The organism is Mesorhizobium sp. M0598, from assembly GCF_040320865.1.
Lineage (GTDB): Bacteria > Pseudomonadota > Alphaproteobacteria > Rhizobiales > Rhizobiaceae > Mesorhizobium.
The window spans coordinates 16,629-29,507 of the sequence record NZ_JAMYQL010000008.1 but is presented as its reverse complement, the minus strand read 5'-3'; the positions used below and the strand labels follow the sequence as shown (position 1 = coordinate 29,507).

General features: G+C 62.8%; 14 protein-coding genes. 8 read left to right on the top strand and 6 right to left on the bottom strand.

What is annotated here, in order from left to right; genetic code table 11:
* Positions 1–15: 15 nt before the first annotated feature.
* On the bottom strand, positions 16–804 hold the full coding sequence (locus tag NKI59_RS12840) for an IclR family transcriptional regulator (RefSeq protein WP_352621006.1): 789 nt from the start codon (positions 802–804) through the stop codon (positions 16–18).
* 158 nt (positions 805–962) lie between these two features.
* Between NKI59_RS12840 and NKI59_RS12835 the strand changes: the two genes are divergently transcribed.
* From NKI59_RS12835 to NKI59_RS12800, 8 genes are all read left to right on the top strand, one after another.
* A complete protein-coding gene (locus NKI59_RS12835; protein ID WP_352590374.1) occupies positions 963–2,279 on the top strand; it encodes a type 2 periplasmic-binding domain-containing protein in 1,317 nt (438 codons plus the stop codon).
* Between the two features lie 142 nt (positions 2,280–2,421).
* Positions 2,422–3,318 carry a carbohydrate ABC transporter permease gene (locus tag NKI59_RS12830; protein ID WP_023676089.1) on the top strand — a complete coding sequence of 299 codons (897 nt, stop codon included), beginning with the start codon at positions 2,422–2,424 and terminating at the stop codon, positions 3,316–3,318.
* Between the two features lie 2 nt (positions 3,319–3,320).
* The gene (locus NKI59_RS12825) at positions 3,321–4,187 is read left to right on the top strand and encodes a carbohydrate ABC transporter permease (RefSeq protein ID WP_352451567.1); all 867 of its coding nucleotides are present in this window, start codon (positions 3,321–3,323) and stop codon (positions 4,185–4,187) included.
* 1 nt (position 4,188) lies between these two features.
* Positions 4,189–5,286, top strand: a complete 1,098-nt coding sequence (locus NKI59_RS12820; protein ID WP_352704619.1) for an ABC transporter ATP-binding protein — start codon at positions 4,189–4,191, stop codon at positions 5,284–5,286.
* Between the two features lie 4 nt (positions 5,287–5,290).
* Positions 5,291–6,403, top strand: coding sequence for a mandelate racemase/muconate lactonizing enzyme family protein (locus NKI59_RS12815; RefSeq protein WP_352704617.1), 1,113 nt, complete (start codon positions 5,291–5,293; stop codon positions 6,401–6,403).
* A gap of 9 nt (positions 6,404–6,412) precedes the next feature.
* The gene (locus tag NKI59_RS12810; RefSeq protein WP_023676093.1) at positions 6,413–6,742 is read left to right on the top strand and encodes an L-rhamnose mutarotase; all 330 of its coding nucleotides are present in this window, start codon (positions 6,413–6,415) and stop codon (positions 6,740–6,742) included.
* The gene (locus tag NKI59_RS12805; protein ID WP_352704615.1) at positions 6,735–7,811 is read left to right on the top strand and encodes a Gfo/Idh/MocA family protein; all 1,077 of its coding nucleotides are present in this window, start codon (positions 6,735–6,737) and stop codon (positions 7,809–7,811) included. Before NKI59_RS12810 ends, NKI59_RS12805 begins: the two co-directional genes overlap by 8 nt.
* 1 nt (position 7,812) lies before the next feature.
* Positions 7,813–8,265, top strand: a complete 453-nt coding sequence (locus NKI59_RS12800) for a MaoC/PaaZ C-terminal domain-containing protein (RefSeq protein ID WP_352569274.1) — start codon at positions 7,813–7,815, stop codon at positions 8,263–8,265.
* Positions 8,266–8,504: 239 nt separating this feature from the next.
* Here NKI59_RS12800 and NKI59_RS12795 read toward each other — a convergent pair whose 3' ends face one another.
* From NKI59_RS12795 to NKI59_RS12775, 5 genes are read right to left on the bottom strand one after another with little or no spacing between them, the layout of a single operon-like run.
* Complete coding sequence (locus tag NKI59_RS12795) at positions 8,505–9,461, bottom strand: C-terminal binding protein (protein WP_352704613.1); 957 nt, start codon at positions 9,459–9,461, stop codon at positions 8,505–8,507.
* Positions 9,462–9,473: 12 nt separating this feature from the next.
* Positions 9,474–10,232: an HpcH/HpaI aldolase family protein gene (locus NKI59_RS12790; protein WP_352590388.1), complete on the bottom strand. Its 759-nt coding sequence runs from the start codon at positions 10,230–10,232 to the stop codon at positions 9,474–9,476.
* Positions 10,233–10,274: 42 nt separating this feature from the next.
* Complete coding sequence (locus NKI59_RS12785) at positions 10,275–10,988, bottom strand: hypothetical protein (RefSeq protein ID WP_352621000.1); 714 nt, start codon at positions 10,986–10,988, stop codon at positions 10,275–10,277.
* Positions 10,989–11,014: 26 nt separating this feature from the next.
* Positions 11,015–12,325: a TRAP transporter large permease gene (locus NKI59_RS12780; protein ID WP_352620999.1), complete on the bottom strand. Its 1,311-nt coding sequence runs from the start codon at positions 12,323–12,325 to the stop codon at positions 11,015–11,017.
* Positions 12,326–12,328: 3 nt separating this feature from the next.
* Positions 12,329–12,841 (bottom strand): TRAP transporter small permease, encoded by a 513-nt coding sequence (locus NKI59_RS12775; protein WP_352620997.1) that lies wholly within the window; start codon positions 12,839–12,841, stop codon positions 12,329–12,331.
* Between the last annotated feature and the right edge of the window lie 38 nt (positions 12,842–12,879).

Below are 12,879 nucleotides of genomic sequence, written 5' to 3'. Positions count from 1 at the left end.
CATTCAAATAAGAATTCATCGCGATTGCTTGACGGTCGATCCCGCCAGTTGCGACAGCTTTTCGGTCGCTGCCAGCAGCAGCTCAATCGTCCTCGTAATGTCGGGCGCCTTGGGTGCGTTGACCAGGGTTATGTAGGGGATCGACAGCGCGGCGATCGCCCTGCCGTCCGAACCAAGAACCGGTGTCGACAGGTTGAAGACACCGGCGGTCTGCATCGATGCCATCATCTCGTAGCCGCGTTCCCGGATCTGGTCGAGGCGGGCGAAGAATTCCGGCGATTGCGGTGGCTTGTCGGTGCTGCGCAGATGTTCTGAGATCATCATCTGCCGCTCTTCCGGCGGGCGGAACGCCAGCAGCACATGGCCGGAGCCGGTGTCGAACAGGCTGATATGCGAGCCGACGCGGATGGAGATGCCCCAGTAATCCGGCGCCTCCTGCTGTGCGATCACCACGGCGGAGCCGCGATCGAAGACGACGAGCTGGTTTGCCTGCTGCGAGGTTTCTGCCAGCTCGCGCATCAGCGGCGTCGCATAGGAAACCAGCCGGCGCACCGGCGCGTGCAGCTGCGCCAGGCCAAACAGCTTGAGCGTCAGCGAATAACGGTCGCCATCCGGCCGCGTGACGTAGCCGCGCCGCACCAGCCGGTCCAGCATGCGGTAGAACTCGTTCGGGCTGCGGTCGAGCTTCTTGGCGATTTCCGCCTGCGTCAGGCCGCCATCGACACCGGCCAGCAGCTCGAGAATGTCGAGCCCCTTGTCCAGCGCCGGGGCTCGATAGCGGTCGTCTTCCTCGTCCTCTGCCATTCCGCTTCTCCAGTGAATTGCATTTTTCATATACGCATAACGGCATTGCTTCCGGAAGAACTTTCGGCTTGACGATCCTATAAATGTTTTGTTTGTATATGAATGAAGCTGCCGATCCGCCCTCGCTATGGATCGACGCAGACTCTTGGGAGGATACCATGACGAAACTGTTTTGCGGCCTGTCGGCCGGCGTAACGCTGCTCGCACTGGGTGCGACTGCCCTTGCTGCCGACCTGCCCGGCGAATTCGACGGCGTCACCATCGACGCCAAGCTGATCGGCGGCCAGCAATATGAAGGGCTGTACGCGCGCATCGGCGAATGGGAAAAACTGACCGGCGCCAAGGTCAACGTGATCTCGAAGAAAAACCACTTCGAGCTCGATAAGGAAATCAAGTCGGACATCGCCTCCGGCAGCATCAACTGGTGCGTTGGGTCGAATCACTCGTCCTTCGCGCCGCAATATCCTGATATCTACACCGACCTCAACAAGCTGCTGCCGAAGGAGGAGATCGACGCCTTCGTGCCGTCGACGATCAAGGCCTCGACGCTCGACGGCAAGCTGGTGATGCTGCCGCGCGCGCAGTTCGACGTCTCGGCGCTCTATTACCAGAAGAGCCTCTATCAGGACGAAGCCAAGAAGGCCGCCTACAAGGCCAAGTACGGCAAGGAGCTGACACCGCCCGACACCTGGGACGAGGTCGCCCAGCAGGCGGAATTCTTCGCCAGCCCGCCCGATTTCTACGGCACCCAGTTCGCCGGCAAGGAAGAGGCGATCAACGGCCGCTTTTACGAGATGCTCATCGCCGACGGCGGCGAATACCTCGACAAGGATGGCAAGCCGGCCTTCAACTCGGAAGCCGGCGTGCACGCGCTCGACTGGTTCGTCAATCTCTACAAGGCTAAGGCGGTGCCGGCCGGCACCACCAACTATCTGTGGGACGATCTCGGCCAGGGCTTTGCCTCCGGCACCGTCGCCATCAACCTCGACTGGCCGGGCTGGGCAGGCTTCTTCAACGATCCGAAGTCGTCGAAGGTCGCCGGCAATGTCGGGGTGAAGGTGGCGCCGAAGGGATCGGCAGGCATTCGCACGGGCTGGTCGGGGCACCACGGATTTTCGGTCACCGAAAACTGCGCCAGCAAGGAAGCCGCGGCGTCGCTGGTCTGGTTCCTGACCAATGAGGACAGCCAGAAGCTCGAGGCGGCAAGCGGCCCACTGCCGACCCGCACGGCGGTGTGGGACTGGGATATCCAGCAGGCGGCCAGCGATCCTTACAAGAAGGAAGTGCTGGCGGCTTTCCAGGAAGAGGCAAAGCACGCTTTTGCCGTGCCGCAGACACCTGAATGGATCGAAATCTCCAACGCCGTCTATCCCGAATTGCAGGCCGCCATCCTTGGCGACAAGACCTCCAAGCAGGCACTGGACGACGCTGCCGCCAAGGCCATGCAAATCCTCGAGGACGCCGGCAAGCTTTGACCATTCTCCCAAGGGGGCGCCGCGCTCATCGAAGGGCGGCGCCCCCGAACTTTTTGCGAACCATGCGCAACACGCTTTGTCTTGATCCCAGCTCGCCGATGGCGGCCTTCGGTGTCCGGGCACCAACCAGAACCGGATAGCCATGAAAGGCTGGAGACCTTCGCCGCCATTGCTGCTCCTGCTGCCGGCGGTGATCGTTCTGGCGGCCGTGGTGGTGGTGCCGCTGCTGCTTTCGCTCTATTCCAGCTTCACGCCGTTCCGGCTGACCAGGCCGGAGACGTTCTGGGTCTTCATCGGCGCGCGCAACTACGTCACCATTCTGACCAGCCGCGCTTTCTGGGTCGCCTTTGCCCGCACCGTGGTGCTGCTGACGGTGGCGCTCAACCTGGAAATGCTGATCGGGCTCGGGCTGGCGCTGCTGGTGGAGAAGGCATCGCGCGGCCAGCGGATCCTGCGCACCATCATGATGTTTCCGATGATGTTTTCGCCGATCCTCGTCGGCTTCCAGTTCAAATTCATGTTCAACGACAATATCGGCCTGGTGAACAACGCCCTGCAGGGGCTCGGCCTGACCGATCGCGCCATCCCGTGGCTGATCGACGGCAATCTCGCCTTCATCGCCATCCTGATCGCCGAGATCTGGTCGTCGACTTCGGTGTTCGCGATCCTGATCCTGGCCGGGCTGCTGGCGATGCCGCGCGAACCGGTCGAGGCGGCCCGCGTCGACGGCTGCACGCCGTGGCAGACATTCCGCTATGTCACCTGGCCGTTCATCATGCCGTTTGCCTTTATCGCCATGACCATCCGCTCGCTTGACGTCGCGCGCGCCTACGACATCGTCAAGATCATGACCGACGGCGGCCCCGCCGGCCGCACCGAACTGGTCTGGACGCTGGTCGCCCGCACCGCCTACAGCGATGCCAGGATGGGAATGGCCAATGCCATGGCCTATTTCTCGATCCTGCTGTCGATCCTGTTCACCGTCTATTTCTACCGCAAGCTCGCCGCAGCGCGCACGCAGATCGCGGCGGAGTGGTGAGGATGGACCAGAACAGCCTGCATCGCGTCGGCAACAAAGCGCTCGGAATCGTTCACGGCATCGGACTGTTCCTGGCCATGCTGGTCATCTGCCTGCCCGGCATCTGGATCGTGCTGTCGTCGCTGCGGCCGACCGTCGAAATCATGGCCAAGCCGCCGGTGTGGATCCCGCAGCAACTCTCGCTCGACGCCTACATCGCCATGTTCAGCGGCGTCGGCCAGGGCGGCATTCCGGTGCTCGACTACTTCCGCAATTCGCTGATCATCTCGGTGACCTCGACGGTGATCGCCATCGTCATCGGCATGGCCGGCGGCTACGCCTTTGCGCGCTACCGCTTTCGCGCCAAATCGGCGATGTTCCTCGGCCTGATGCTGACGCGCACGGTGCCCGGCATCGCACTGTCGCTGCCGCTGTTCTTCGTCTTTGCGCGGCTCGGCATCATCGACACGCATTTCGGGCTGATCCTGGTCTATGTCGCGCTCAACGTGCCGTTCACCGTCTGGCTGATCGACGGCTTTTTCCGCCAGGTGCCGAAAGATCTCGCCGAAGCCGCGCAGATCGACGGCTGCACGCGCTGGCAGGCCTTCTGGCAGGTCGAGTTTCCGTTGGCCGGGCCGGGCATCGCCTCGGCCGGCATCTTTGCCTTCCTCACCTCCTGGAACGAGTTCGCGCTCGCCTCGCAGCTGACGCGCTCGATCAACTCCAAGACCCTGCCGGTGGGCCTGCTCGACTATACAGCCGAATTCACCATCGACTGGCGCGGCATGTGCGCGCTCGCCGTGGTCATGGTCATACCGGCGCTCACGCTTACCTTCATCGTCCAGAAACACCTCGTCGGCGGCCTCACTTCCGGCGCGGTGAAAGGCTGACATGGCAACTGTATCGCTCAAGAACCTCACCAAAAGCTACGGCCCGGTGGCGGTGGTGCACGGCATCGACCTCGAGGTCGCCGACCGCGAGTTCATCGCGCTGGTCGGGCCGTCCGGCTGCGGCAAGTCGACAACCCTGCGCATGATCGCCGGCCTCGAGGCGATCAGCGACGGCGTCATCGAGATCGGCGGCCGCATGGTCAACGACCTGCCGCCGCGCTCGCGCAACATCTCGATGGTGTTCCAGTCCTACGCGCTCTACCCGCATATGACGGTCCGCGAAAACCTCGGCTTCTCGCTCAAGATAGCCGGCGCCGCGAAGGAAGAAATGGACCGTCGCGTCGCCGAAGCGTCCGGCATTCTCGGCCTCGACCAATTGCTCGACCGCCGGCCGTCGCAGCTGTCCGGCGGACAGCGCCAGCGCGTCGCCATGGGCCGCGCCATCGTGCGCGATCCCGACGTCTTCCTGTTCGACGAGCCGCTTTCCAATCTCGACGCCAAGCTTCGGACGCAGATGCGCACCGAGATCAAGAAGCTGCATGCCAAGGTCCGGTCGACGGTGATCTACGTCACCCATGACCAGGTCGAAGCGATGACATTGGCGGACCGTATCGTCATCATGCGTGACGGTTTCATCGAGCAGGTCGGCACACCCGACGAGGTCTTCCGCCGGCCGCAGACACGCTTCGTCGCCGGCTTCATCGGCTCGCCGCCGATGAATCTGCATGAGGCGGTTGTCGACGACGGACAGTTGCTGTTCGCCAGCGGCGAGAGGCTGCCTTTGCCCAGCCAGTTCAAGGCCAATATCGAGGCCGGCGACAAAGTGGTGTTCGGCCTCAGGCCCGACGACATCTATCCGACCGGGCATGGCATCAGCTCCGGCGAAGACGTCGACGTCCACCAGGTAGAACTACCGGTGACCGTCACCGAGCCGCTCGGCAACGAGACGCTGGTGTTCGCCGAATTCAACGGCAGCGACTGGGTATCGCGGATGCTCAATCCAAAGCCGCTGAAAGCCGGCGACCGGGTCAAGATGAGCCTGGACCTGTCGCAGGCCCATCTGTTTTCCGCCGAAACAGGCAGGACATTGCGAGGTTAAAATCATGGCAAAGATCGAGAAAATCGAACTGCGGATGGTCGACCTGGTGCCGAAGGTCAAGCGCACCGATGCCATCCAGAGTTTTGTCAGCCAGGAAACACCGATCGTCACCATCACCGACGCCGACGGCGCGGTCGGCACCGGCTACAGCTACACGATCGGCACCGGCGGCTCCTCAGTGATGCGGCTGCTGGCCGACCACCTTGCGCCGCGGCTGATCGGCCGCGACGCCGACATGATCGAGGCGATCTGGCACGAGCTGGAGTTCGCCACCCATGCCACGACGATCGGCGCGATCACGGCAATCGCGCTGGCGGCCATCGACACTGCGCTTTGGGATCTGCGGGCCAAGAAACAGAGGCTGCCGCTGTGGAAGCTGGCCGGCGGCGCCAAGGACCGCTGCCCGCTCTACACGACCGAAGGCGGCTGGCTGCATATCGAAACCGAGGCGCTGGTCGCGGATGCGCTGGCCGCCAAGGGCAAGGGCTTTCGCGGCTCGAAGGTCAAGATCGGCAAGCCGCACGGCTCCGAGGATCTTGTCCGGCTGACGGCGGTGCGCCGGGCGGTTGGAGACTCCTACGAAATCATGACCGACTGCAACCAGGGCTTCTCGGTCGACGAGGCAGTCCGCCGGGCAGAGCGCTTGCGTGAACTCGATCTCGCCTGGATCGAGGAACCGTTGCCGGCCGACGACATAGACGGCCATATCCGCCTGTCGAATGCGACTTCGACGCCGATCGCCGTCGGCGAGTCGCTCTACTCGATCCGGCATTTCCGCGAATATATGCAGAAGGGCGCGTGCTCGATCGTGCAGGTCGATGTCGGCCGCATCGGCGGCATCACGCCGTGGCTGAAGGTGGCGCATGCAGCCGAGGCGTTCGACATACCGGTCTGCCCGCATTTCCTGATGGAATTGCATGTCAGCCTGACATGCGCCGTTCAGAACGGCAGATATGTCGAGTATATTCCCCAGCTCGACGAGCTGACCGGCAAGAAAATGCGTATCGAGGACGGGCACGCATTGGCACCGGACGAACCCGGCATCGGCATCGACTGGGACTGGGATGCGATCAAGGCGAAGAGCATCGCGGAATTCACCATGGCGATAGAAAAATAGGAGGCGGACATGCAGCGAATGGGAATGGTGCTCGGCCTCAAGCCGGAGAAAGTCGCCGAGTATGTGCGGCTTCACGCTGCCGTCTGGCCGGACGTCCTCAAGATGATTTCCGCCTGCAACATCAAGAATTATTCGATCTATCTGAGGGAACCGGAGCACCTTTTGTTCAGCACCTTCGAGTACCACGGCACCGACTATGCCGCCGACATGGCGAAGATGGCCGCCGATCCCACGACGCAGGAATGGTGGGCGCTCTGCATGCCGTGCCAGGAGCCGCTGCCGACCCGCAAGGAGGGCGAGTGGTGGGCGTCGATGGACGAAGTCTTCCATTATGACTGATGACATTTTCGATCCTGCCTCGCTCTCCCAGGCCTGGGCACAGCCGTCAAAGCCCAGGCCGATCGTGATTTTCGGCGCCGGCTCGATCGTCGGCGATGCGCATTTCCCGGCCTATGGGAAAGCCGGATTCCCGATTGCCGGGCTTTTCGACCTCGACCTGGCCAAGGCGGAAAAACTGGCGCAGAAATGGGGCGTCACCGCTTACCGGTCGGTCGAGGAAGCTGCGTCAATCAAGGACGCCGTCTTCGATCTGGCGACGCCCCCGGCTCACCACGCCGGCGTGCTCAGGGCGCTGCCCGATGGTGCCGTGGCCTTGATCCAGAAGCCGATGGGCAGCAATCTCACCGAGGCGACCCAGATCCTCGAAATCTGCCGCGCCAAAGATCTGAAGGCGGCGGTGAATTTCCAGCTGCGCTTCGCGCCGATGATGCTGGCGCTCAGGGATGCGATCGCCAAGGGCTGGTTGGGCGACGTGGTCGATTTCGACGCATGGCTGGCGCTGGCGACACCCTGGCAGCTCTGGGAATTCCTGTTGCAGGCGCCGCGCGTCGAGATCGCCATGCATTCCATCCATTATCTCGACCTGATCCGGCAATTGCTCGGCGACCCCAAGGGGGTTCACGCCAAGACGCTCGGCCATCCCGGCCACAAGGTTGCGCAAACGCGCACCAGCGCGATTCTCGACTATGGCGACACGGTGCGCTGTGCGCTGTCGATCAACCACGATCACAAATTCGGTCGAAAACACCAGGCCTGCGAATTCCGCATCTGCGGCACCAAAGGCGCCGCTTACCTCAAACTGGGCGTCAACCTCGACTATCCGCGCGGCGAGCCGGACATTCTCGAAATCTACCCCAAAGGCGGCACGGACTGGATTGCGGTTCCACTCGTCGGCGCATGGTTTCCGGACGCCTTTGCCGGCCGCATGGCCAATGTCCAGCGCTACGCGTCGGGCGAGGACGCCGAGCTTGTCAGTTCCGTCGAGGACGGCTGGATCACCATGGCGCTGGTCGAAGCCGCCTACCGATCGAGCGCGGCGCCGGCAACACCGATCGCGGCGAGGCCCTGACATGGAGCAGACTGTCTATTTCGAGGACTACCGGATCGGCTCGTCGCGCATGACCAGCGGGCGCACCATCACCGAGACCGACTTCGTCGTCCATGCCGGCCATACCGGCGATTTCTTTCCCCACCACATGGACGCCGAGTTCATGAAGACGACGCCGTTCGGGCAGCGCATCGCCCACGGCACGCTGGTGTTTTCGGTCGGCGTCGGGCTGACGGCCAGCGTCGTCAACCCGGTTGCCTTCTCCTATGGCTACGACCGGCTGCGCTTCATCAAGCCGGTGTTCATCGGCGATACGATCAGGACCCGCACCACCATCTCGGCCAAGGAAGACGACCCGAAGCGACCCGATTCAGGCCGGGTCGTCGAGCGCTGCGAGGTGATCAACCAGCATGGCGACGTGGTGCTGGTCGCCGATCACATCTACATCGTCGAGCGTCGCGACAAGCCGAGTTGAGCCTCGACGGGTGGCGCTGAAACCTAAAGACAAAAAACCGCCTTGCGGCGATCCTCGGTCCGAATCAGCACCATACGCAAATTACTAGCATAGCTGCCGGCACAAAGCAAGAACAAAATGTGGCAACCGGACAAATCGCGACAGGTTGCGCTGCCCATTATCGCCCTGCGAACCCCGACTTGCAGGACTTGGGTTCCACGGAGCAGGCGGATAGAGGTGGTGCCGACATCGGGAATTGGTCATATCCGGTTGACCGGATATACCGGCTTGCCGCCGCGCAGGACCGATGCGACATCGGCAAACACCTTGTTGCGAACCTCCGCGTAAGACTGGGTCGAGTAGTGCGCCGCGTGTGGACTGACCAGGACAGTGTCCAGCGCCAGCAGCGGATTGTCGGGCGAAGGCGGCTCCCGCTCGAAGGTGTCGATGCCGGCGCCTGCCAGATGGCCGCGCCGGATCGCGTCCGCCAATGCGACCTCGTTGACCAGGCCGCCGCGGGCCACGTTGATGAGTATCGCCCCTTCCTTCATCCGCGACAGGGCTTGCGCCGACATGATGTTTCTGGTCTCCGGTGTCGCTGGAATGTGCAGCGAGACGATGTCGGCCCTGGCCAGCAGCTCGTCGAAGCCGACCGGTTCGGCACCACCGGCCGCGATGCGCTCGGCCGGCATATGCGGGTCGTAGGCGATGATGTGGTAGCCGAAGACCCGCGCCCGCTCGGCAGTCAGCCGCCCGATCTGGCCGAAGCCGATCAGGCCGAGGATCTGCCTGTCGGGCCGTGTGATGCCGGCGCCGTCGGTCATTGCAGCCCAGCGGCCGGCGCGCACCGCGCTGTCGAACTGCTTCAGCCTGCGCGTCAAGGCCAGGATCAGGGCCATGGCGTGGGTGCTGACTTCAACCAGATTGGCGTCCGGCACGTAGGTTACCTGAACACCGGCACGGCTGGCGGCCTCGACGTCGATCGAATCGAGCCCTACGCCGAACCGTCCAATGACCTTGAGCCCCTTCAGTTCCGCCAAAACGCGAGCCGTGATCGGCTCTCGCAATACCATCAATGCGTCGGCGTCGCGGCAGTGTTCGATCAGGGCATCTTCCGTGAGCAGCGTCTTTTCGACAAACTCGGCGCTCAAGCCGTCGAGGTAGCGCAACTGCTCCTCCTCGACTGACAGCACACCGTCGGTCTTGATGATCTTCATGGCAAACTCTTGCTATGAGGCGCTGCGCGCCGAGGCGACGCCGGCGGCAAGGCCGGCCCCGAGAAACATCGTGTCGCTGGCCAGCATGTAGAAGCTGATGCCGTGCCGCGACCATTTGCCGACATCATCCGCCGAAGGGCGAAAGATACCGACGGCCTTGCGGGCCGCGCGCGCCGCGGCCGCGATCCTCATAATCGCTGCATTGAGCTTGTCCTGGCCGGCGGGCCCCATCGCGTCGATCGAGACCGACAGGTCGCCGGGGCCAATGAAGACCACGTCGACGCCGTCGACCTGGACGATGTCGTCGATGTTGGCGAGGCCTTCGGCCGTCTCGACCTGGATGGCGACCGTCAGGACCTCGTTGGCCGATTTGAGGTAGTCCGGAATCCTGTAGCCATAACCGGCGGCGCGGCCCGGGCCGACACCGCGGGCGCCGACCGGCGGGTACCGGCAGGCCATGACCGCCATGCGCGCTTGCTCGGCCGTGGAGACGCGGGGTACCAGGACACCCGACGCGCCGGCGTCGAGCGCGGCCGCCATCCACTCCGGCGTGTGGCCGGGAACGCGCACCATCGCGGGAATCCTGTGGACATCGGCGGCGCGGATCAGATCCTCGAGCCGTTCGCGGCCGATCTGCGAATGCTCCCAGTCGATGCACAGGAAATCGACCCCGCTGGCGGCGGCCACTTCGACCGCCACAGGGTGCGGGATGGCACAGAAGGTACCGATGAGGCGATCGAGAGAGATACATTTCTTGCGAAAGTCGTACATGAAATCTCCAGAAATTTTCGGCGTCGGCAAAACCTGTGTGCGCTATGTGGCCCGCGCCAAAGGATGCACGGCTTCCGTCGACATCGGGAAATGCCGGCTGCCGCCTGAAAACGGCGGGAAGGTCTTGTAGTCGGCGCGCATCTCCAGCCGCGCCGGCGATTGCAGCGCGTGCGTCAATGCCGCGGGACTGTCGAACATGACCCGATTGCGCTGCATATGGTCGATCCGCGGCCAGGGAAGCGAACCGCACCAATCCAGTCGCGACAGAACCTCGATGTGGCGAATGCCGGGGAAGCCCCGCATCAATTGCGGATGATGCGTCACATAGTGGTAGAGCCAGGCATTCATGTCTTCGGCCGGCCCGGGATAGTGGACAAGATAGCTGCAGGGGAGCCCGGACGTCTTGACGCCAGCGTCATCGACGGGAAACGGACGCATGCACATTGCCTGTTGCGTCGGCCCCGAAGCGGCGATGCTCGACAGCATACCAGGTGCGGCAAGCGCCTGCAGATGGCCGGACGGCGCCAGCGCCGCCTCCATGTCCGCCAGTTCGTCGAAATAGAGCTGGAAGCCAAAGACCGGCGGTGGACCATCGTTGTTGAACATGTCCGTCGCCACTTCGGGCAGATAGATGTTGGCAAGCGCAAGGCCCGGCGTCGATGCAATCACACGCCGCACAGCGTCAACATCTTCGCCGGCGATGGCCAAATTTGCCTCGCGGTCATCATGGAAGAAAGCAAGATAGGCAAAGCGCATGTGGACACCTGCTGGATCGAGTTCGACTAGATCAAATTCGGAAGAAAGAGAGCGATCTGCGGAAAGAGGACAATCAGCAGGATCAGCAGAAGCGTCAGCGCGATGTAAGGCGCCGCAGCCATGGCAACCGTCTTGAGCGATGTGCCTTTCGGCGCAACGCCGATCATGATGAACAGCAGCAGACCAAACGGCGGCGTGGTGAAGCCGACCTCATAGGCGAGCAGCAGGATCAGCCCGAACCATACCGGCTCGTAGCCGAATTGCTGGGCGATCGGCAGGAAGATCGGCAGCGTGATCAGCATCATCGAGACCTGATCCATGAACATGCCGAGCAGCAGGATGACGAGCACCATCATGAGCAGCATGGGATACGGTCCAAGATCGTAGCCCACGATGAACTGGATAAAGCCGTTGGAGGCGCCGGAGAAGGCGAATATCTGCGAGAACGTCGTCGAAGCCGAGATGATCAGGAAGGTCATGCCGGTGACCTTCATCGCATCATCCAGCGACTTCCAGACAACCGACCAGCTGAACCGTCGGTAGACAAACAACAAGGCGAAGACGGCGGCACAGCCGAGTCCGGCCGATTCCGTCGGCGTCGCTATCCCAAGGATGATCGTGCCGACCACCATGAACACGATGACGCTCATCGGAATGATGTTGACGGCAACCGCCCTCACCTTCTCGGCCGCGGGAACGGCGGGTACCGGATAGTGCGGAGCGGCGTCCGGATCGATCTTTGTCTGCGCGAAGATCAGCGCCGCGTACATGACAACGAGCAGCAGTCCGGGCAGAGCCCCCGCTATGAGCAGCGCGCCGACGTCGATCTGGGCAAGCGAGCCGAGCAAGACGGCCAGCGAGGATGGCGGGATGATGACGGCAAGGCTTCCGGCGCCAAGCACCGGGCCGTAGGCCATATGCGGCTTGTAGCCTCGCTTCAGCATCTCGGGCACCATCAGCGAGCCCATCATGCCGGTATTGGCAAGGCTGGAACCTGACAGCGCCGAAAAGATCGTGCCGGCGGCGAGGACGACATAGGCGAGGCGTCCGCGCAGATTGCCGACGCACAGGTCGAGCGCGTAGATGACTTTCTCGCCGAGGCCGGAGCGGAAGAACAGGCTGCCCATGACGAGAAACATCGGCAGCGGAGCAAGCGCATAGGTCGAGACAGCGTCGGAGAAGTTGGCGACCATCTGCGTCACGCCGATCGAACCGCCGAAGAACAGGTACAGCCCGATCACATTGGTGACGAAGAACGCGAAGGCGACCGGCAGCCCAAGCCCCATCAACACCAGGATGGTGCCAACGAGCACGGCGAATGGAAACAGCCAGGCCACCGGTCAGAGCCCTTCCATTTCCAGCGGATCGAGCGTGTACAGCGTGTCACGGCCGAGCAGATATCTGAGCCATTCCAGCGCCGAGAGATAGAAGGCGAGCATGATGGGCAGAAAGACCAGCCATTTCGGCATATCGAAACTGCGCGTTTCGTATTCGCCGCCCGCAACGGCACTTGTCAGCGAAGACAGAGCGACGCTGCCGAGGTAGAGGCTGACGGCAATGCAGGCGAGATAGACCAGCTTTTCAAGCACCGCCCGTGCCCGCACCGGCAGCGCCTGGCGCAGGAACTCGACGAAGACATGGCCCTTGCTGTGGACCAGCCAGGGCATCGGCAGAAATGCCGCATAGAGCAGACCGTATTCCGTTGCGGACACCGCCCAGGCAAGCGGCCTCAGGCCGAGATTGCGGACGCACACATCAGCAACCACCGCGACGATGATGAGGCCAAGCACCACTTTTGCCGCCGCCGCCAACGCAAGGTTCAGCTTCCCGATCGCTGCAAACAATCCGTCCATTTCCGACGACCCTCATGTCCACCTTGATGAAGGGCGCA